The organism is Acidipropionibacterium thoenii DSM 20276 (genome assembly GCF_000423445.1).
GTDB lineage: Bacteria > Actinomycetota > Actinomycetes > Propionibacteriales > Propionibacteriaceae > Acidipropionibacterium > Acidipropionibacterium thoenii.
The window spans coordinates 1-20,862 of the sequence record NZ_AUHZ01000009.1 but is presented as its reverse complement, the minus strand read 5'-3'; the positions used below and the strand labels follow the sequence as shown (position 1 = coordinate 20,862).

Genomic DNA, 20,862 nt, shown 5'->3' with positions numbered 1-20,862 from the left:
CGTCGGCTCTTCGCAGCTGGGCCGGTGTGCGGCAGGATGGAGGAGTAGATCCACCACCGAGAGGGACGCCGATGTCGCTGGCACGCACCGAGAGGGCCGCACTGGCCGATGATCTGGACAGGCTGGGACCGGCAGCCCCGACGCTGTGCCAGGGATGGCTGGCCGATGACCTGTTGTGTCATCTGTTGATCCGAGAGAACGACCCGATCGGGGCGGTGGGCACCGCGGTGGAGCTGTTCGACCGGATCGGCGCAGCCCGTACCGAGAGGATGGAGCACTCCGGCAGCTTCACCGAACGGGTTGAGCGGTTCCGGACCGGCCCGGACCGGTTCTCGGTCTTCCGGATCCCGGGGCTGGACCGGCTGGCCAACGGTGCGGAGTACTTCATCCACCACGAGGACCTGCTGCGCGCCCAGCCCGGTTTCGGCGGGCCGGGGACCACCCCGCGCAGGCTGGGTCGTCAGACCCAGACCCACCTGGCCACCGCCCTGGCACGCAGCGGCAGGCTGCTGACCCGGCGCAGCCCGGTCGCGGTGCGCGCCGAGCTCACCGACCAGACCGGCAGCCTGCACGAGATCTGGCTGCACCCGGGTGACCGTGTCGTCACCCTGGTGGGCCTTCCCTCGGAGGTGCTGCTCTACTGCTTCGGGCGCAAGGACGCCGCCCAGGTCGAGATCCTCGGGGAACCCGAGACGGTGGAGCGGTTCCGCGGCGCCGAGCTGAGCGTCTGAGCCAGCCTCGATCAGAACCGCGCCGGCCTCACCTCGACCTCGCTGGCCAGCACGTAGCCGATCCGGTGTCCCAGACTGATCATGTAGTACTTGAGCTTTCCGACGATGTCGATGTGATCATCGGGATCATCCAGTGTGTAGGTCCATGCCTTGTAGTAGTCGGCAGGGCTCTTGTCGTCGTAGAGCACATAGGACTGGCCGGCCGGCAGCTTGTACAGCAGCGGCGACAGCTCGGTGACGTCGTCGGGATTGCGGTAGGCCTCCGGTTCCGGGTACGCCACCCCGTAGGTCGCCGCCGGGGCGGTGGCCCGCCTCGGGGTGACGACCTTGGCGAAGGGCACCACGACCGCCGTGGGATTGCGGCGCGGATTGCTGAACCAGACCTTGTCGCCGAGGTACCACACCGCCGTCCAGTCCCCCTTGACCTCGGCCACCACGAAATCGCAACCGGCCGAGATCCGACCTCCCATGTCGGAGACGAAGGAGGATCCGGGCTGGCCCGTCTGGTGCAGCCCGAGGTCGTTGTAGATCGGTGCCTTGGCATCGGGGGCGGTGTACAGGGTGACGAAGTTCATCCCGGTTCCGGCCGGGTAGGACTTGCCGGCGTCCCCGTCGGCACCGGTCAACGGCTGGGTGTTGCGGTCGAAACCCGGCAGGATGCGCACCACCTCGCCCGTCCTGGCGGGCCGGCGCAGAGTGCCCCGACGCAGGTCGGCACCCATCAGCGCGAAGTAGTGCTCCCAGTCCCAGAACGGGCCGGGGTCCCAGTGCTGACTGGGGATGTGGCCGGTGTCGACGCCGGGAACCTGGTCGTGGCCGAGGATGTGGGCCCGGTCCATCCTGATCCGGTACTTGCGGGCCAGGTAGCCGACCAACCGTGCCGAGTTGCGGTACATCGGCTCGGTGTACCAGGTCTCGTCGCCGACCGCGCCGTAGCCCTCATGCTCGACGCCGATCGCGTGGCTGTTGACGTACCAGTTGCCGGCGTGCCAGCCGATGTCCTTGGTCAGCAGATGCTGGGCGACCCGGCCGTCGGCCGACCGGAAGGTGTAGTTCCAGCCCAGGTAAGTGGCCTCCTGGACGAGCTGGAGGGCCACGTCGTAGGAGCACTCGGTGTCGTGGATGACGATCATGCTGAGCGCCGGCGTCCTGGGCCGGGAGGCCAGGTCGTGATTGCCGTAGTCGCCGTACTCGTCGTACTCCTCGTAGGGGGCCTCGACCCATTCGATGTCCATCCCGCGGGGGGCGTCGATGCGGGGATCGGAGGAACCGGGCCTGCACTTGATCGCCATCTGGATCCTGGCGGTGAGCCGGGCGCGCTGAGCGGTGGGAGTGCCCACCGCTCTGGCGGCCAGTTTCAGGGTGCCCCCTTCCACGGTCTTGACCGCTCCGGTGCGCAGGTCCGCCAGGACGCCGTCGGCGAAGGTCCGCTGTGCCGAGGCCGAGCTCAGACCGCTGATGTCGGCGACAGCGGAGTACCAGCTGGCCGGATCGGTCTGGCTGCCGACCGGAAGCCCCAGGTGCTTCTGGGTGCCGGCCAGCAGGGCGGCGGCGCCCATGATGTTGGCGGCGGGATCGGTTCTCAGCTGCTCGGCCGAGTACCCGGTGAGGGCGGCCGCCTGGCCGAGGGTGTCGATGACGCCGGTCTTCTTGTCGGCGACTTCGGTTCGGATCGCCGCGGCCCTGGCGCCGTCGACCAGATGCATCGGACCGTAGCCGCCGGCCGTCGAGGGACGCCCGGCGTGATCGGTCCAGGTGGTCTGCCCGTAGGACACCGAGGCCAGCAGCGCGGCCGGAACCTGGTACCTGGCCGCTGCCCGGGCGAACTCGGCGCTGTGGTCCACCGCCAGCGCCGGTTGCTCGCCGAGAATGGTGCCGGTCGCCGCGGTGGCCGAGACGGCCAGGGTTGCGAACAGAAAATGCCGACGCGTGATGGATGCCATGCCGCTCTTCCCTGTGACTCAGGCCCCCGGGGAGTCTCCGACGGTGGGCGCGGCCCCGGGAGGTGCCCCTCCCCCGGGCCGATGGACTGACTCTCCCACCACGGGGGGCCACTCCTGTTCCAGGAGCATGACAGTTGTGTTGCGACCGGTCAGGACAACTTCTCCAGGATGATCTGGCGGACCCGCTTGGCGTCGGCCTGGCCGTGCATCGCCTTCATGACCTGCCCGATGAGAGCGCCGGCGGCCTGGACCCTGCCGCCGCGGATCTTCTCGGCGACCCCCGGGTTGGCGGCGATCGCCTCATCGACGGCAGCCCCCAGGGCGCCGTCATCGGAGACCACGGCCAGGCCACGGGAGGCGACCACCTGCTGGGGATCCCCCTCCCCGGCGATCACCCCGTCGATCACCTGGCGGGCGAGCTTGTCGGTGAGGCTGCCGTCGTCGACCAGTGCCTGGAGCTCGGCGACCTGGACCGGCGTCATGCCGACCTCCGAGAGCTCGCAGCCGGCCTCGTTGGCCCGCCGCGACAGCTCGCTGAGCCACCACTTGCGGGCCGCCTCGGGAGCGGCCCCGGCGGTCACGGTGGCGTCCAGCAGATCCAGCGCACCGGCGTTGAGCACGGCGGCCATCTCCGTCTCATCGAATGACCACTCGGCCGCCAGCCGGGCCCGTTTGGCGGCAGGCAGCTCCGGCAGTGTGGCGCGAAGCTCCTCGACCCGGCTGGCGCTGCACTCGATCGGCACCAGATCGGGCTCGGGGAAGTAGCGGTAGTCCTCGGCATCGGACTTCTCACGCCCGGCGATGGTGTACTCGCCGGACTCCTGCCACATCCGGGTCTCCTGGCGGACCCTGCCCCCCGAGGCCAGCACCGCCCCCTGGCGGCGGATCTCGTAGCTCAGAGCACCCTCGACCGAGCGCAGCGAGTTGACATTCTTGGTCTCGGTGCGGGTTCCCAGCTCATCGGAGCCCTTGGGCATCAGCGAGACATTGGCATCGCAGCGCAGGTTGCCCTTCTCCATCCTGGCGTGGGAGACCCCCAGCGCGATCATGATGTCGCGCAACTGGGCCATGTAGGCCCGGGCCACCGCAGGTGCCTTGGCGCCCAGCCCCCGCACCGGCTTGGTGACGATCTCGATGAGCGGCACGCCGGCCCGGTTGTAGTCCATCAGTGAGAAGGCGGCACCCTGGATACGACCGTCGGAGCCGCCGACGTGCAGAGACTTCCCGGCGTCCTCCTCCATGTGGGCCCGTTCGATCTCCACCCGGTAGCTCTGCCCGTCGACCTCCAGGTCCAGATGGCCGTCATGGCAGATCGGCTCGTCGTACTGGGAGATCTGGTAGTCCTTGGTCATGTCCGGGTAGAAGTAGTTCTTCCGGGCCATCCGGCACCACGGCGCGATCTGGCAGTTGAGCGCCAGACCGATCCGGATCGCCGACTCGACGGCATGGCCGTTGATCGCCGGAAGTGATCCCGGCAGGCCGAGGCAGACCGGACAGACGTGGGTGTTGGGGTCGGCGTCCGAGTCCGTGGAGCAGCCGCAGAACATCTTCGAGGCGGTCGACAGCTCGACGTGGACCTCCAGGCCCAGTACCGGGTCGAAGCGTTCCATCACCTCGTCGTAGTCCATCAGGTCATCGGTGGTCCAGCTGCTCATCGGACATCCTCCTTCGCGGCAGCGCCCAGCGGCGGGATCGACGCCAGCAGGGGGCCTCCCCAGGCGGCCTCCAGCTGCGCCTCCAGGGCGGCGCCGACACGGTAGACCCGGTCATCGCAGAGCACCGGGGCCATCACCTGCAGTCCGACCGGAAGGCCGTCCTCGGGGGCCAGCCCGGCCGGGAAGGAGCCGGTGGCGATTCCGGCCAGGTTCGCCGGGATGGTGCACAGATCGGCCTGGTACATCGCCAGCGGGTCGTCGGTCCGTTCCCCGATCCTGAAGGCGGTGGTCGGGGTGGTCGGGGAGATCAGTGCGTCGCAGGTCGCCCAGGCGGCCTCGAAGTCCCGGGAGATCAGGGTGCGGACCTTCTGGGCCGAGCCGTAGTAGGCGTCGTAGTAGCCACTGGACAGCGCATAGGTGCCCAGGATGATCCGGCGCTTGGCCTCGGCACCGAAGCCGGCGCCCCGGCTGGCGGCCATCACCTGTTCGGCGGAGTGCTCCCCGTCGTCGTCGAGACGCAGCCCGTAGCGCATCGCGTCATAGCGGGCCAGGTTGCTGGAGACCTCGGCGGGCTGGATGAGGTAGTAGGCACCCAGGGCGTGCTCGAAGTGCGGGCAGGAGACCTCGATGACCTCGGCGCCGGCGCCCCGCAGCGCCGCCACCGCCTCCTCGAAGCGCTGGGTGACGCCCGGGGCGTAGCCCTGGCCGGACAGGCCGGTGACCACTCCCAGCCGCATCCCGGCCAGGTCGATCTGTCGGCAGGCCTCGACCACCGGGGGGACATCGCGCGGGATGGAGGTCTGGTCCATCGGGTCGTAGCCGGCGATCACCTGGTGCAGCAGGGCGGCATCGGCCACCGTGCGGGCACAGGGCCCGGGCTGGTCCAGGGAGCTGGCCATCGCGATGACGCCGTATCGGGAGGTACCGCCGTAGGTGGGCTTGACGCCGACCGTGCCGGTCAGAGCCGCCGGCAGCCGGATCGAGCCGCCGGTGTCGGTGCCCAGTGCCAGCGGGGCCTGGAAGGCCGCCAGCGCCGCGGCGGAGCCGCCGCCCGAACCGCCGGGGATCCGTTCCAGGTCCCAGGGGTTGTGGGTCGGGCCGAAGGCCGAGGTCTCGGTGGAGGAGCCCATCGCGAACTCATCGAGGTTGGTCTTGCCCAGAATCACCATCCCGGCGTCCACGCATCGCTGGACCACCGTGGAGGTGTACGGGGAGACCCATCCGGCCAGCATCCTGGAAGCCGCGGTGGTGACCATCCCCTGGTAGCAGAAGAGATCCTTGACGGCCAGCGGGACACCGGCCAGCGGTCCGAGCCGTTGGCCCGCGGCCCGCCGTGAGTCGACCTCGCGAGCCTGACGGAGGGCCCGTTCGGCGTCGACGGTGAGGAAGGCGTGCACCTGTCGGTCGACGGCCTCGATGCGGTCCAGGCAGGCCTGGGTGATCTCGACCGAGGACACCTGACCGGCCTCCATCGCGGCCACCAGGTCGGTGGCGCTGGAGGTGAGGATCTCGGCGCCGCCGGTGGTCACGGCGTCGGTCATCGAGGTGCGCGGGGATTGCGGCTCAGACATCACTGTGCTCCCTCGTCGAGGATCCTGGGCACCCGGAACCGGCTCTGCTCGGCCCGTGGGGCCATCGCCAGCGCCTCGGCGGCGGGCATCGAGGGCCGCACCCGGTCGGCACGGAAGGCGTTGACCAGGGGCAGCGCATGAGAGGTGGGTGGCACATCGTCGGTGGCGACCTCCGACACGGTGGCCACCGCGTCGAGGATGACATCGAGCTGGGGCGCCAGCATCGCGGTCTCCTCTGCGGTGAGCTCGATTCGTGCCAGACCGGCCAGGCGGACGACCTCATCCGGCGTCAGAGCCACGATGATCCTCCTGAGTGACGGAAACAGAGTGGGCCGGTGAGTCCCACGGCCCTTCGGCCACATCCTAGGGCCTGTCGCCGAGCCCCCCGGACACGGCCGGTGCTGCCGATATTTGGGAGCAGTGCCCGGCGGGGGGAGAATCGACCCGTGCTCATGCTTCGGATCCAGCTGCCCGACACCCCAGGTTCGCTGGGACTCGTCGCCACCGCGATGGGAACGGTCAACGCTGACATCTCCGCCGTCGAGATCGTCGAGAAGGGTCCCGGCTACGCCATCGACGACTTCATCCTCACCCTTCCGCCGAGCACCCTTCCCGACACCCTGGTGTCGGCCTGCGACATGCTCGACGGGGTGAACGTGCTGTGGCTGTCGCGCTACCCGGAGAACTGGGGCATCGAGTCCGACATCGCCACTCTCAACCGGATGGCCGACGATCCGGCCCACGGGGCCGAGATCCTCACCGAGGCGACCCCGGTGGTCTTCCACTGCCAGTGGGCGGCGCTGTTCGCCGCCGATCGGTCCGTGATCACCTCCACCGCGCTGGCCCCCGAGTTCACCCCCGAGGCCGTTCAGCTGCTCGACCCGCTCGACGCCACCCACTCGGTCGAACTGTCCGACGGTTGGATGCCGGGCTGGGGGGACACCGTGGTGGCGGTCGCCCCGTTGGCTGCCGGCCGGGGCCTGGTGCTGGGACGCCAGGGGGGCCCGGAGTTCCTGGCCTCCGAGCTCAACCGCCTGCAGCACCTGGCCGCTCTGGCGAACTGAGCGGAACACGTCGGTGGTGCTCCTGGAGACATCCGTGTGGCTGACGGCGAGGTTCTGGTACGAGATCGCCTCGGCCTTCGGCTTCGGCATCGCCTCCAGCCTGATTCCGGTACTCAACTCGGAGATCTTCATCGTGGGCTCGCTGGCCAGCGGCCTGCTGGGGCCCCTCGAGGTCTCGATCGGCCTGGCTCTGGGCCACGGGCTGGGCAAGCAGATCATGTTCCTTGCGATCCGCAAGGGCCGCCAGCTCTCCGTCTTCTCGCACCGACAGAAGAAGCCGGCACAGCCTGGTTCCTGGCGCTGCAGATGGCAGCGCTGGAACACCCGCACGGCCAAGCTGGTCGAGAATCCGCGATGGGGGATGCCGATCCTGCTGATCTCAGCGATCAGCGGGATCCCGCCGGTCTACCTGGTGGTGATCTACGCCGCCACCACGAGGATGAACTTCTGGTGGTTCTCGGTGTGGGTCACGGTCGGATTCTTCATCCGCTGCCTGCTGCTGGCGCTGGCCACCCGGTGGGGTGTCCACCTGGTGATCTAGCGGTGCCGGCATCGGGGACTCAGCCCTGGGGGATGAGGATCCGGTAGAAGTAGTAGAACAGCGCACCCAGCGCGGCCATCACCAGCACGAAGGCGATCGGTGCGATGATCCGCTGGATCCTCTTGGCCCGGGTGGAGGGGACGCCGGCCGGGCCCCACTCCCCGATCTTCGGCTGGACGCGCACCGGTGTGCGGCCGTTGAGGTTGAGGTCGGTGAAGATGCCCACCTCTGCCATGCTAGCCGCCGGCCGGCCGGACCACCGACCCCGTCAGTCCTGGAGGGCCTCCTCGGCCAGTCCGGCCGCCCGCGACAGCTCGCGGCACTGCCGCCAGGCCACCGGCTGGGACCAGCCGGCCAGCCCGCAGGCGGGGGTCAGCAGACCATCGGTCCGGACCAGATCGGGGCCGACGCCGACCTTGTGGGTGAACTCCTTCAACCCGCCGATGATCCGGTCGGCGTCCGCCACCCGGTCGGGGACGGCGGTCGGCACCACCCCCAGACCCACCCGCCTTCCCGACTCCAGCCACTGCGCACAGTGACCGATCCCGGCGGTGTCCAGCAGCGAGAGGTCGACCAGCACGTCGTCGACGTCGATCCGGTCGAGCAGATCCCAGGGGACCTCACCGGCGCAGCAGTGCCAGCCGGTCTCCTCGGCTCCGGCGGTCCGAACCGCCGCCACCACCTCGCGACAGAGCCCGACAGCGATCTGCAGATCCATCGGCCGGTGGCGGTGCAGTCCCGACTGGGTCGGGATCCGACCGGCGAGCACCGCCGGTGCGGCGGGTTCGTCGAGCTGCCACAGCCAGCGCACCCGGGGCATCCGACGTCCGAGTTCGACCTGCAGGGCGCCGATCCCGGCCGCCAGGGACTGGCCGGCATCGCGCAGCGCGCCCGGGTCGCCCAGCAGCACCTCGCCGTGGCGCAGATGCAGACCCGCGGCCAGCGTCAGAGGGCCGCAGACCGCGACCTTGACGGTGGCGGCCTCACCGGCCAGGGTCTCCTCCAGGTCGTCGAGGTCGCGACGCCACCAGGACCTGGCCGCGCGAGCCGCCGCATCATCGCCGTCGGCCAGCCGCCAGCCGCCCGGTCCCAGGTCGACCGGCAGCTCATCGAGCAGGGCGGTGGCACGGCCGAGGATCCCGGCCGGCAGTCCGCGGTCGGGAAGCTCCGGAAGGGGCACCGACTCCGGGAAGCACTCGGCCATCGCCGCCACTGCGCCACGGAAATCAGTGCCCGGCAGGGAGCCGATTCCAGTCGCCCTCATCGGAGGGCACCGTCCACTCCGGGCTGCCCGGCATGGGCGATGTCGGTGCCGGCCCGATCGGTGCCGCAGATGGTGGCCGAGCCGATCACCAGATCACCGTCGTAGAGCACCGCGGCCTGGCCGGGAGCGACCCCCCGCAACGACGTCTCCAGGTCGATCCGCACCCCACCCGGTGCGATCTGGACCCGGCAGCCGACGGGGGTGCCGTGAGCACGGACCTGCACCTGACCACGCCAGCTGGCGCCAGGGGCGGCTGAGCACCAGACCGGACGGATCGCCTCCAGGTGGTGCACCTCCAGGTCCTCGCCGGGCCCCACCGTCACGGTGTTGGAGACCGGCTCGATGTCCAGCACGTAGCGGGGCCTGCCGTCGGCCGCGGGGGTCCCCAGGTGCAGTCCGCGCCGTTGACCGATCGTGAAATGGTGGTAGCCGTCATGGTGGCCGACCACCGTGCCGGTCTCGTCGCGGAACTCCCCGGTCTGCTCCCCCAGCTGGTCGGTGAGCCATCCCGGGGTGTCCCCGTCGGGGATGAAGCAGATGTCGTAGGAGTCCGGCTTGTCGGCCACGCTCAACCCCAGCCGTGCCGCCTCGGCGCGGACATCGGTCTTCAGCGAGTCGCCGAGAGGGAACAGGCAGTGGGACAGCTGGTCCTGGTTGAGCACCGCCAGCACATAGGACTGGTCCTTGCCCGGATCGATCGCCCGGTACATCCGGGTGAGATCCCCGGTGGCATCCAGTCGGGCGTAGTGGCCGGTGGCCACCGCGTCGAAGCCCAGGTCCATGCCACGTTCCAGGACGGCGGCGAACTTGATCCGCTCATTGCAGCGAAGGCAGGGGTTCGGGGTGCGTCCGGCCCGGTACTCGTCGATGAAGGGATGGATCACCTCCTCGGCGAACCGCTGCGAGAAGTCCCAGACGTAGAACGGGATGCCGAGCCGGTCGGCGGCCCGGCGGGCATCGAAGGAGTCCTCCAGCGAGCAGCAGCCGCGTGACCCCTCGCGGTAGGCCAGCGGGGTGCGCGACAGCGCCAGATGCACCCCGGTGACGTCGTGGCCGGCGGCCACCAACCGGGCAGCGGCCACCGCCGAGTCGACGCCACCTGACATTGCGGCAAGCACCCTCACGGCGATCTCCCTCCAGTCGGCCGCCCATCGTACCTGCCGCCGTCCGGTTCGGCCCGGCGCCGGTGATCAGCGAACGGCCCGGGCCCGGTCGACCACCCCGGGCAGGATCGCCGTCAGTCGGTCGATCTCGGCCATCGAGGTGGCGGGCCCGAAGGAGAATCGCAGGCAGCTCGAGGCCTCGGTCGGCGTCCTGCCCATTGCCAGCATCACCTGGCTGGGGGCGCTCACTCCGGCGTGGCAGGCCGAACCCGTCGAGCAGTCGATCCCCCGGGCGTCCAGCAGCAGCTGCATGTCATCGCCGCGGGCCCCTGCCACGCTGAGGTGGCAGATCGCCTCACTGACGTGATCCCCGCCGTCGACGGCGACTGCCTCGATGCGCCGCGCTGCTGTCACCAGCCGCTCCCGCAACCGGTGCCACCGCTCCAGCCGGTCCGCCAGCTCTCCCTGGGCCTGCGCCAGCGCGGCGGCGAATCCACGTGCCAGGGCCACCTGCTGGGTTCCCGAGCGCACCCCGGCCTCCTGGCCGCCTCCGGCGGCGACCGCCTCGACCCGCACCCCGCGCCGGACCCACAGCGCCCCGATCCCCACCGGTCCGCCGATCTTGTGCGCCGAGAAGGAGGCGAGATCGACACCGCGATCGGCCAGATCCAGCGACAGATGACCCAGCCCCTGGACGGCGTCGGTGTGGAGCAGCGCACCGGCGCGGTGGGCGGCCTGCGCGCACTCGGCCACCGGTTCGACGACGCCGGTCTCGTTGTTGACCGTCATGACAGAGACCAGACTCGGATGGTCCAGGGTCGCGATCGCCGAGGGGTCGACCACCCCGTCGGAGTCGACCGGCAGCAGCCGCACCCGCGACCCGAGCAGATGAGGCGCCCCCAGCCCGGCGATGGCGGCGTGCTCGACCGCCGAGATGCCGACCTGCCCGGTGCCGCCGGCACCCATCAGGGCCAATGTGTCGGCCTCGGTTCCGCCACTGGTGAGGATGATCTCCAGCGGCCGGACGCCGAGCAGTGCTGCGATCTGTTCGCGGGCATCGTCGAGCAGCGCCCGGGCATGCCGGCCCGCGGTGTGCACCGAGGCGGGATTGGCCACCGGCCCGGTGTCCACCATCGCCGCCAGGGCGGCCCCGCTCAGCGGGCTGGTGGCCGCGTGGTCCAGATAGCTCCTGGCCCCCTCGCCCTCTGCCGGGCGGGAGGACTCACCGGGGACCGCGGCTCGACTCACCGCGGCAGACTATCCCCGCACCGGCCGGTCGCTGAATCCGATGCGCGGGTCCTACGCTTGACGGGCAAGATCGGCGCACATCTGTCTCACAAGGGATGCCGGGCGCTATGATCGGCTGTCGCCTCAATGGCGTCAACGCCAGCAGGAGGTTTTCACGCCCATGGTTCAGGCTCTCGCTGAGACGACATCGGTCTCCTCGCCCACCGATTCCAGCGTGCTGGGCGCACAGCTGATGGACGGCGGCTGCCGATTCGGTCTGTGGGCCCCGCGTGCCAGCCAGGTCGAACTGGCCCTGGTCGATCCGGACCGGACTCAGCGCAATGTGCAGATGTCCAAGGGCCCCGATGGCGTGTGGGTGATGTTCGTCCCCGATATCCAGGCCGGCCAGCGGTACGGCTTCCGGGTGCACGGACGATGGAATCCCGACCAGGGCGCCCGGTTCAATCCGGCGAAGCTGCTCATCGACCCGTATGCCAGGGCCATCACCGCAGGGGTCGACTACTCCGGCCCGATCCTCGACCACACCGAGGGAGCCAACTACACCCCCGACACCCGCGACTCGGCCGGTGCCGTCCCGCTGTCGGTGGTCGTGGAGAGCACGCCGCCGCCCGAACCCATCGCCCGGCGTCGCCCCATCGAGGAGTGCGTCATCTACGAGACCCACGTCAAGGGCTACACCCGGCTCCATCCGCTGGTTCCCGAGCATCTGCGCGGCTCCTATGCCGGGCTGGCCTATCCGGCGGTGATCGAGCACCTCACCCGGGTCGGCATCAACACCATCGAGCTGCTGCCGGTCCACTACTTCGTCTCCGAGCCCTTCGTGGTCGGCAAGGGGCTGCGCAACTACTGGGGCTACAACACCCTGGGCTTCTTCGCCCCCAACGGCGCCTACTGTTCGGTCGGCACCACCGGCGAGCAGGTCCGCGAGTTCAAGGACATGGTGACCGCCTTCCACCGGGCCGGCATCGAGGTGATCCTCGATGTCGTCTACAACCACACCGGCGAGGGCGGCCACGAGGGCCCCACGCTGTCCTTCCGTGGCATCGACCACAGCACCTACTACCGGCTCACCAATGACCACCGCAACGACTATGACGTCACCGGCTGCGGCAACTCGGTCAACACCGCGAATCCCGGGGTGCTGGCGCTGATCGCGGACTCGCTGCGCTACTGGGTCACCGAGATGGGGGTCGACGGGTTCCGCTACGACCTGGCCACCACCCTGATCCGCGACGCCGATCACGGTGTCGACCAGAACCACCCCTTCAAGACCCTGATCCGCGAGGACCCGGTGCTCAACCAGGTCAAGCACATCGCCGAGCCCTGGGACCTGGGGCCCTACGGCTACCAGGTGGGGCGCTGGGGGGACCAGTGGAGCGGCTGGAACGACCAGTACCGCAACTACGTGCGCGATTTCTGGCGGGGCGCGGTCGGCGGGGTCCAGGAGCTGGCCACCCGGGTCTCAGGCTCCGATGACCTCTACGACTTCCCCGGTGCCTCGGTGAACTTCGTGGACGCCCACGACGGCTTCACGATGCGCGACCTGGTCACCTACAACATGAAGCAGAACTTCGACAACCGCGAGGACAACCACGACGGTTCCAACGACAACCGCTCCTGGAACTGCGGGTGGGAGGGTGATACCGACGATCCCGCGGTGGTCGGTCTGAGGCACCGCCAGATCCGCAACTTCCTCGCCACCCTGATGACCTCGGCCGGGGTGCCGATGATCGTCGCGGGCGACGAGTTCGGCCGCACCCAGCACGGCAACAACAACGCCTACTGCCAGGACTCCCCGATCTCCTGGGTGGACTGGGAGGAGGCCAAGGCCTGGACCGACCTCACCGAGCTGATGGCCACCCTGGCCCGGCTGCGTGCCGAGCACCCGACCCTGCGCCCCGAGTCCTACCGACATGATGACGCCCAGGTGCTCGATGACGACGGCAGGTCCACCGGACGGGTGGAACTGGCCTGGCTGTCCGGCAACGGCGGCGAGATGACCCCCGAGGACTGGGGTGACCAGGGCCGCACCGTGCTGGGCAAGTACACCTCGGATCTCGACGAGGCGCTGCTGGTCTGGTACAACCGTGGCGCCGATCCGATCGACGTCGTGCTGCCGCAGGCCGGCTGGTCCACCTCCTGGTCGGTGGCCGCCCACACCGCCGAGCCCGATGAGGTGCCCGAGGGTCCGCTGGGAGCGGGAAGCGCTCTCACCCTGCCCGGGCGAAGCGTCATCATCCTGGAAGGCGATCTCACCGCGGCACCGGAGCCCGAGGCTGCCTCCACCGATGCGGCCGGCCTGCAGAATGCCGTGGTCGAGGACTACCTCACCTCCGCCGAGATGGGCCCGGACTGGGCTGCGATCCCCCCCTCCACCGCTGAGTGACCGGTTCCGCCCCACTGCGGGCGGAACCGGTCACCCCGAGTGGTCACTCCCCCGGAGCCACCGCCGCCAGGCCCATCTCCACATCGCCGGCCAGCAACGGGTTCTTGGGAACCGCGCGCACAGTCCAGCCGAAGGAGCCGGGATCGGTGATCTGCACGGTCGCCGAGAAGTGCGAGATGCCGTTCTCGTTGGTGCCGTCCAAGGTCATCGGCACGATCTTCAGATCATGCAGCCAGTCGTCGGCATCCACCTGTCCGAGCACCACCTGGACACCGATGTCGTCGGGCGCCAGCCCGTCCAGATCCACCCAGGCCGCGAATGGCACCTCGGAGCCCATCGCGACCCGCTCCGAGAGGCTGGACTCGACCCGGCGCACCTGGACCTTCGGCCAGGACGCACGCACCTTGCTCTTCCACCGGGCCAGCTCCTCGGCCGCCTTGCCCTCCACCTGGCGGGAGGCCACCGCAGCAGGGGTGTACATGTTCTCGGTGTAGTCGGTGACCATCCGGGCCGCCAGGATCTTCGGGCCGAGGATCTGGATGGTGTCCCGCATCATCCTCAGCCAGCTGGTCGGCAGGCCGTGGGAGTCGCGGGTGTAGAACTTCGGGACGATCTCGTTCTCGATGATGTCGTAGAGCGAGTCGGCCTCGCGGGCGTCACGGACGGCCGGATCCGAGATCCCCTCGGCCGAGGGGATCTCCCAGCCGAACCTCGGGTCATACCACTCATCCCACCAGCCGTCGCGCACCGACAGGTTCGCAGCACCGTTGAGGGCCGCCTTCATCCCCGAGGTGCCGCAGGCCTCCAGGGGACGCAGCGGGTTGTTCATCCAGACGTCGCAGCCGGGGTACAGCGGGCGGGCCAGCGAGATGTCGTAGTCGGGCAGGAAGACGATCTTGCCGCGGACATCCTCCTGGTCTGCGAACTGCACCATCTGCTGGATGAGACTCTTGCCGATGTTGTCCGCCGGGTGGGCCTTTCCGGCGATCACGATCTGGATCGGGGTGCTCGGGTTGTTGAGCAGCCTCTTGAGCCGCTCGGGATCCGAGAGCATCAGGGTGAGCCGCTTGTAGGAGGCGCCACGACGGGCGAATCCGAAGGTGAGCACGTTGGGGTCCAGGGCGTCGTCCACCCAGTCCGAGGACATCCCCCGCGACCGGCAGCTGGCGTGCAGTCTCTCGCGCGCCATCTCGATCATCGCGGTGCGCATGTGGCGCTTGGCGCTCCACAGGGTCTGGTCGTCGACCCGGTTGAGGGCCGTCCAGTCGCAGCCGTCGTGGATCTGGGGGCCGGAGTCCCCGACCACCGGCTGCAGCAGGTTGAGCAGCTCGGGATGGATCCAGGTGAGGTGATGGACACCATTGGTCACCGATCCGATCGGCACCTCGGCGGAGGCGAACCCCGGCCACAGGCCGCGGAACATCTCCCGGGAGACCTCGCCATGCAGTTCGGAGACGCCGTTCGCGCGCTGGCCGGCTCGGAATCCGAGGATCGCCATGTTGTAGACGCCGGGATCACCGCCCTGATAGGTCTCGCGTCCCAGATCCAGGATCCGGTCGATCGGCAGGCTGCCGAATCCCTCGAACTGGGCGCGGATCTTGTCCAGTCCGAAGCGGTCGATGCCGGCCGGCACCGGGGTGTGGGTGGTGAAGACGTTTCCGGCGCGGGTGCGTTCCAGAGCGGTGTCGAAGTCATCACCGGCATCCATGTACTCGCGGATCCGCTCCAGGCCGAGGAACCCGGCATGGCCCTCATTGGCGTGGTAGACCTCGGGCACCGGGTGCCCGGAGATCCGGCAGAACTCCCGCAGGGCGCGCACGCCGCCGACCCCCAGCAGCACCTCCTGGGCCAGCCGGTGATCGGCGTCGCCGCCGTAGAGCTGGTCGGTGACCCCACGCAGCGCGCCGGGGTTGGCGTCGATATCGGTGTCCAGCATCAGCAACGGCACCCGGCCGACCTGGACCACCCAGATCTGGGCCTTGACCTCGTTGCCGGCGATCCGCACCGAGATGAGCACCGGATCGGTACCCTCGCGCAGCACCGTCACCGGCATCTCATTGGCGTCCAGCACCGGGTAGCGCTCCTGCTGCCAGCCGGCCGCGTTGAGGTACTGGCGGAAGTAGCCATGGCGGTAGAACAGTCCGACGCCGATGATGGGCACGCCATTGTCGGAGGCCGCCTTGAGGTGATCCCCGGCCAGGATGCCCAGCCCCCCGGAGTACTGCGGCAGCACCTTGGTGATGCCGAACTCGGCGGAGAAGTAGCCGATGGCACGTGGTGCCTCGGGATGGTCCTTGGCCCAGTTCTGGAACCACAGGTCCCCGGTGAGGTACTCATCGAGATCGGCGACGGTCAGCTCCAGGCGTCGCACGAACCGCTTGTCATTGGCCAGGATGTCGAGGCGGTCGCTGGGTACCCGGGCCAGCAGCTTGAAGGGGTCGTGGTGGACCTCCTCCCACAGCTGGGGGTCGATGTCGCCGAACAGGGCTCTGGTGTCCAGGTTCCAGCTCCACCGAAGATTGGTGGCCAGCTTGCTCAATGGCTTGAGCGATTCAGGAAGCACTGGTTGGACGATGAAACGTCTGATTGCACGCACGACCGGCACACTATATGACCGCGCGCGTGGACCGCTGCCCGGCTCAGGAACAGGACACCATTTCTCTGCGGATTGTCCGCCGGCCGGGACTGACATTGTTCCGATCGACCGGTAGCGTGGCCCCCGTGCGGAGGAAAGTCAATGTCGATTCCAGTCAGGACAGTGCCATGACCAAGAAGCGTCCTCCTCGTCATTCCGGTTCAGTGGGAACAGCCGTCCCGATTCAGCCGAGAGCCGAGGCCACTCCCCCGACTCCTCCGGATCGCCGGGAGCCCAGTGCCGAGGACATCGCAGCCCTGATGAGACTGGCCGCCGGCCATCAGCAGCCCCACGACCCGCACGCCATCGACACCCCCGGAGCACTACCGCTGAGGGGCTTCGGCAGACTGCCGATCCGCAACGTCTCGCCGGTCGTCGAGGGGGGCCGGCTACCGGCCTATGCGGTGGTCGACGAGGAATTCCCCGTCACCGCCAATATCTTCCGCGAGGGCCACGACATGGTGGGCGCCTCGGTGGTGCTGACCAGCCCGCGCGGCAAGCGGGTGGTCACCGACATGCACCAGGTCGAGCCGGCGGGCCTGGACATCTGGCAGGCCCGGGTGCACGCCTTCTGCGAGGGCGACTGGCTGATGCACATCGAGGCCTGGTCCGACACCTGGGGCACCTGGCATCACAATGCCCAGGCCCGACTGGCCGCCGGGGTCGACATCGAGCTGGTCTGCGCGGAGGGCCGGGCGCTGCTCGATGACGCCGCCGACCGCGCCGCCGAGGCCGGCCGGCCGCAGGCGGTGGAGACGATCGGCAGGGCCACCGAGGCACTGGACCCCTCGCGGCCCGCCGCCGATCTGCTCGCCGAGGTCGTCCACGACCCGCAACTGGCCGCAGTGATGGCCCGCGACGGCCGACGCGAGCTGGTCACCGCGAGCCAGCCGACCCCCCTCCAGGTGGAGGGTCGTCGCGCCCTCTACGGATCCTGGTACGAGTTCTTCCCGCGCTCCCAGGGAGCCCGCCAACGCGAGGACGGCTCGTGGATATCGGGCACCTTCAGGTCCAGCTACGACCGGCTGGAGGCCGCGGCCGCGATGGGCTTCGACGTGGTCTACCTGCCGCCGATCCATCCGATCGGCAGGGCTTTCCGGAAGGGTCCCAACAACACCCTCACCCCCGGACCCTTCGACCCGGGCTCCCCCTGGGCGATCGGCTCCGCCGAGGGCGGTCATGACGCCATCCACCCCGACCTGGGCAGCTTCGAGGACTTCGACGCATTCGTGGCCCACGCCCACCAGCTCGGTCTGGAGGTGGCCCTGGACCTCGCCCTGCAGGTCTCCCCGGATCATCCCTGGGTGAGGAGCCATCCGGAATGGTTCACCACCCGCATCGACGGCACCATCGCCTATGCCGAGAACCCGCCGAAGAAATACCAGGACATCTACCCGGTCAACTTCGACAATGATCCCGAGGGGATCTACCAGGAGGTCCTCAGGCTGCTGGAGTTCTGGATCTCCCACGGGGTGCACATCTTCCGGGTCGACAACCCGCACACCAAGCCGGTGAACTTCTGGGCCTGGTTGATGGAGCAGATGCACCGGCGTCATCCCGAGGTCATCTTCCTGGCCGAGGCCTTCACCCGCCCGGAGATGATGCAGGCGCTCGCCAAGGTCGGCTTCCAGCAGGGCTACTCCTACTTCGTGTGGCGCACCGAGAAGTGGGAGCTGGAGGAGTACCTCACCGAGGTCTCCCAGCAGACCAGCGCCTGGTACCGGCCGAACTTCTTCACCAACACCCCCGACATCAACCCCTACTACCTCCAGGACGGCAACCCCGCCGGGTTCGCGATCCGGGCGGTGCTGGCATCGATGATGAGCCCGAACTGGGGAATGTACTCGGGCTTCGAGCTGTGCGAGCACGAGGCCCTGCCGGGTCGCGAGGAGTACCTGGACTCCGAGCGGTTCCAGTACCGTCCACGCGACTGGAAAGCCCAGCCCAACATCATCGAGCTCATCACCCGGCTCAACTGGATCCGCCGGGACCACCCCGCACTCCAGCAGCTGCGCGATGTCACCATCCACCCGACCGACCACGACAAGGTGATGTGCTTCTCCAAGAAGGCCGGCGACGACGTCGTCATCGTGGTGGTCTCGCTCGACCCGATCAGTGGGGCCGACGCCCACCTGGATCTGGATCTGTCGGCGCTGGGCCTGGAACCCGGCTCGACATTCGAGCTGCACGACGAGCTCACCGGCGAGGACACCACCTGGGGACCCAACGACTGGGTCCAGCTGTGGCCGGCGCAGCCCGCCCGGATCCTCACCCTGAGACGCTGAACCCGACCCGGCCCCGAACATCCAGGGCCAATCACCCCCGCAGCCCCACCCCGGGGCATAGGTTGGAGACCAACCAGCACGACCCGTACCTGATCGGCAATGGCGACGATCTCGATTGGCAGCACGGAAGGATCACGCAGATGGCTCACGACACCGCTGGAGGACTCACCGGATGGGACCTGGAGGGATTTCACTCCGGTGGCGACACCGAGGCCTGGAAGCGGCTGGGGTCCCACCTCGTCACCGTCGAGGACGATGAGCGCGGCCCGATCACCGGCGTCCGGTTCGCGGTCTGGGCCCCCAACGCCCAGGCGGTCCAGGTCATCGCCGACTTCAACTGGTGGACCGGCGACGACATGCACATCATCCCGGGCTCGGGGGTGTGGGGCACCTTCATCGAAGGAGTCGGGCCCGGCGCCCGGTACAAGTACCGGATCCTCGACCAGTGGGGCAACTGGCACGAGAAGGTCGACCCGATGGCCCGTTTCTCGGAGCAGGCCCCCGGTAACGCCACCATCGTCTGGGAGTCGGACTACTCCTGGGATGACGCCGAGTGGATCGACCGGCGCACCGCGTCCAAGGCCTACCAGGAGCCGATGAGCATCTACGAGATCCACCTGGGTGGCTGGCGCAAGGGGCTGGGCTACCGGGACCTGGCCGACGAGCTGATCCCCTACCTGCAGTGGCAGGGCTACACCCATGTCGAGATCCTGCCGCTGGCCGAGCACCCCTTCCTGCCGTCCTGGGGTTACCAGGTGACCGGCTACTACTCCCCCACCAGCCGCTACGGGAACCCCGACGACCTGCGCTACCTCATCGACAAGCTCCACCAGGCCGGTATCGGCGTCATCATGGACTGGGTGCCGGGCCACTTCCCCAAGGACGACTGGGCGCTGGGCCGATTCGACGGCACCGCCCTCTACGAGCACGCCGACCCCCGCCAGGGGGAGCACCTGGAATGGGGCACCTACGTCTTCAACTACGGCCGCAACGAGGTGAAGTCCTTCCTGGTCTCCAATGCGCTGTACTGGATCAGCGAGTTCCATGTCGACGGGCTGCGGGTCGATGCGGTGGCCTCGATGCTCTACCTGGACTACTCGCGCCCCGAGGGTCAGTGGGTGCCCAACAAGTTCGGCGGCCGGGAGAACCTGGACGCCATCGACTTCCTGCGCTATGTCAACGCCCATCTGTACCGGCGTCACCCCGGCATCCTGATGATCGCCGAGGAGTCCACCAGCTTCGCCGGGGTCACCAAGCCGGTGGACGCCGGCGGGCTCGGCTTCGGTTTCAAGTGGAACATGGGCTGGATGAACGACTCGTTGAGATACCTGGCCCTCAACCCGTTCCACCGGCAGTACCACCACAACGAGATGACCTTTGCGATGGTCTACCAGTACTCGGAGAACTTCGTGCTGCCGATCAGTCATGACGAGGTCGTGCACGGCAAGGGTTCGATGATCAGCAAGGTCGACGGCGACGACTGGCAGCAGTTCGCCACCCTGCGGGCCTTCTACTCCTACATGTGGGCCTTCCCCGGCAAGCAGCTGATCTTCATGGGCCAGGAGTTCGGCCAGCGCCACGAGTTCGACGAGTCGGCCAGCCTGGAGTGGTTCGTCGCCGACCTGTGGGGTCACGGCGGGCTCAAGAGGCTGTTCCGTGATCTCAACCACATCTACCGGGCCCACTCGGCGATGTGGCAGCTGGACACCGATCCGGCCGGGTTCCAGTGGCTGGACGCCGACGATGCCGGGGAGAACATGTTCTCCTGGCTGCGTCGTGACGCCGATGGCCAGGTGATCGCCTGCTTCACGAACTTCTCCCCCAATCCCCAGGAGCACCACCTCACCGGACTGCCCCACCCCGGGGTGTGGAAGGAGATCCTCAACACCGACTCGGCGAGCTACGACGGCACCGGCCGATACGGCAACCTCGGCCAGATCGTGGCCACCGACGAGCCGTACCGGGACTTCCCTGCCAGTGGTCACCTCGTCGTGCCGCCGATGGGCTCGGTGTGGCTGGAGTACCAGGGCACCGACGAGGCCCCACAGGCCGGAGATCCGGACGACGGCCAGCAGGCCTAGCTGTACTTCCCCGGGAGGTTGTGAACGGGTGAGGTAGCGAAGACCTCCGGGCAGGATATGGGTTACCACACTCACTCTCCTGACCACGGAGGTCTTCGTGACTCACGCTAACGCACCCTTGACACCGGAAGGGCGTCGTCGTCTTGCTGTTCTCGTCGTGGAACAGGGCTGGTCGTTGCGGCGGGCGGCGGAACGGTTCCAGTGCTCGCCCGCGACGGTGAAGCGGTGGGCCGACAGGTACCGGGCAGGGCTGCCGTTGATCGACCGTAGTTCGAGGCCCACCTCGTCACCGAACCGGCTTTCGCGTAAGACGGAGCATCGGATCGTCGCGTTGCGGTTCACTCGCCGGTGGGGT

General features: G+C 68.7%; 16 protein-coding genes. 7 read left to right on the top strand and 9 right to left on the bottom strand.

What is annotated here, in order from left to right:
* Positions 1-71 precede the first annotated feature (71 nt).
* A complete protein-coding gene (locus G554_RS0103765; RefSeq protein ID WP_027586862.1) occupies positions 72-731 on the top strand; it encodes a TIGR03085 family metal-binding protein in 660 nt (219 codons plus the stop codon).
* 11 nt (positions 732-742) lie between these two features.
* Here the strand turns inward: G554_RS0103765 and G554_RS0103760 are convergent, their stop codons facing one another.
* The 4 genes from G554_RS0103760 to gatC form a co-directional block, all read right to left on the bottom strand.
* Complete coding sequence (locus tag G554_RS0103760) at positions 743-2,674, bottom strand: N-acetylmuramoyl-L-alanine amidase (protein WP_036924489.1); 1,932 nt, start codon at positions 2,672-2,674, stop codon at positions 743-745.
* A gap of 149 nt (positions 2,675-2,823) precedes the next feature.
* Positions 2,824-4,329 carry an Asp-tRNA(Asn)/Glu-tRNA(Gln) amidotransferase subunit GatB gene (gene gatB, locus G554_RS0103755; RefSeq protein ID WP_027586860.1) on the bottom strand — a complete coding sequence of 502 codons (1,506 nt, stop codon included), beginning with the start codon at positions 4,327-4,329 and terminating at the stop codon, positions 2,824-2,826.
* Positions 4,326-5,870 carry an Asp-tRNA(Asn)/Glu-tRNA(Gln) amidotransferase subunit GatA gene (gene gatA / locus G554_RS0103750; protein ID WP_027586859.1) on the bottom strand — a complete coding sequence of 515 codons (1,545 nt, stop codon included), beginning with the start codon at positions 5,868-5,870 and terminating at the stop codon, positions 4,326-4,328. The genes gatB and gatA overlap by 4 nt, the downstream gene beginning before the upstream one ends.
* Before the next feature lie 29 nt (positions 5,871-5,899).
* Positions 5,900-6,199: an Asp-tRNA(Asn)/Glu-tRNA(Gln) amidotransferase subunit GatC gene (gene gatC / locus G554_RS0103745; RefSeq protein ID WP_027586858.1), complete on the bottom strand. Its 300-nt coding sequence runs from the start codon at positions 6,197-6,199 to the stop codon at positions 5,900-5,902.
* 153 nt (positions 6,200-6,352) lie between these two features.
* Between gatC and G554_RS0103740 the strand changes: the two genes are divergently transcribed.
* Both G554_RS0103740 and G554_RS0103735 read left to right on the top strand, forming a co-directional pair.
* Entirely contained in the window at positions 6,353-6,964 is a 612-nt protein-coding gene (locus G554_RS0103740) for an ACT domain-containing protein (RefSeq protein ID WP_027586857.1), read from the top strand.
* A 34-nt stretch (positions 6,965-6,998) separates the two neighbouring features.
* The gene (locus tag G554_RS0103735; RefSeq protein WP_036924486.1) at positions 6,999-7,505 is read left to right on the top strand and encodes a VTT domain-containing protein; all 507 of its coding nucleotides are present in this window, start codon (positions 6,999-7,001) and stop codon (positions 7,503-7,505) included.
* A 19-nt stretch (positions 7,506-7,524) separates the two neighbouring features.
* Here the strand turns inward: G554_RS0103735 and G554_RS0103730 are convergent, their stop codons facing one another.
* From G554_RS0103730 to G554_RS0103715, 4 genes are all read right to left on the bottom strand, one after another.
* On the bottom strand, positions 7,525-7,731 hold the full coding sequence (locus G554_RS0103730) for a hypothetical protein (RefSeq protein WP_027586855.1): 207 nt from the start codon (positions 7,729-7,731) through the stop codon (positions 7,525-7,527).
* 42 nt (positions 7,732-7,773) lie between these two features.
* The gene (locus tag G554_RS0103725; protein ID WP_036924484.1) at positions 7,774-8,769 is read right to left on the bottom strand and encodes a uroporphyrinogen decarboxylase/cobalamine-independent methonine synthase family protein; all 996 of its coding nucleotides are present in this window, start codon (positions 8,767-8,769) and stop codon (positions 7,774-7,776) included.
* Positions 8,766-9,893: a tRNA 2-thiouridine(34) synthase MnmA gene (gene mnmA / locus G554_RS14510; RefSeq protein ID WP_281167939.1), complete on the bottom strand. Its 1,128-nt coding sequence runs from the start codon at positions 9,891-9,893 to the stop codon at positions 8,766-8,768. Before mnmA ends, G554_RS0103725 begins: the two co-directional genes overlap by 4 nt.
* 66 nt (positions 9,894-9,959) lie before the next feature.
* Complete coding sequence (locus G554_RS0103715) at positions 9,960-11,120, bottom strand: cysteine desulfurase family protein (RefSeq protein WP_084648291.1); 1,161 nt, start codon at positions 11,118-11,120, stop codon at positions 9,960-9,962.
* A 160-nt stretch (positions 11,121-11,280) separates the two neighbouring features.
* Here G554_RS0103715 and glgX point away from each other — a divergent pair, with 160 nt between their 5' ends.
* Positions 11,281-13,506 carry a glycogen debranching protein GlgX gene (gene glgX / locus G554_RS0103710; RefSeq protein WP_027586852.1) on the top strand — a complete coding sequence of 742 codons (2,226 nt, stop codon included), beginning with the start codon at positions 11,281-11,283 and terminating at the stop codon, positions 13,504-13,506.
* Positions 13,507-13,549: 43 nt separating this feature from the next.
* On the opposite strand, the gene glgP is transcribed toward glgX, so the two are convergent.
* Positions 13,550-16,102, bottom strand: coding sequence for an alpha-glucan family phosphorylase (glgP, locus tag G554_RS0103705; protein WP_027586851.1), 2,553 nt, complete (start codon positions 16,100-16,102; stop codon positions 13,550-13,552).
* Between the two features lie 299 nt (positions 16,103-16,401).
* Here glgP and G554_RS0103700 point away from each other — a divergent pair, with 299 nt between their 5' ends.
* From G554_RS0103700 to G554_RS17105, 3 genes are all read left to right on the top strand, one after another.
* Positions 16,402-18,426, top strand: coding sequence for an alpha-1,4-glucan--maltose-1-phosphate maltosyltransferase (locus G554_RS0103700; RefSeq protein WP_245569936.1), 2,025 nt, complete (start codon positions 16,402-16,404; stop codon positions 18,424-18,426).
* Between the two features lie 140 nt (positions 18,427-18,566).
* Positions 18,567-20,507, top strand: a complete 1,941-nt coding sequence (gene glgB / locus G554_RS0103695; RefSeq protein ID WP_027586849.1) for a 1,4-alpha-glucan branching protein GlgB — start codon at positions 18,567-18,569, stop codon at positions 20,505-20,507.
* Positions 20,508-20,604: 97 nt separating this feature from the next.
* Positions 20,605-20,862 (top strand): helix-turn-helix domain-containing protein (locus G554_RS17105; protein ID WP_154654164.1); only part of this gene is annotated, 258 nt, incomplete at its 3' end.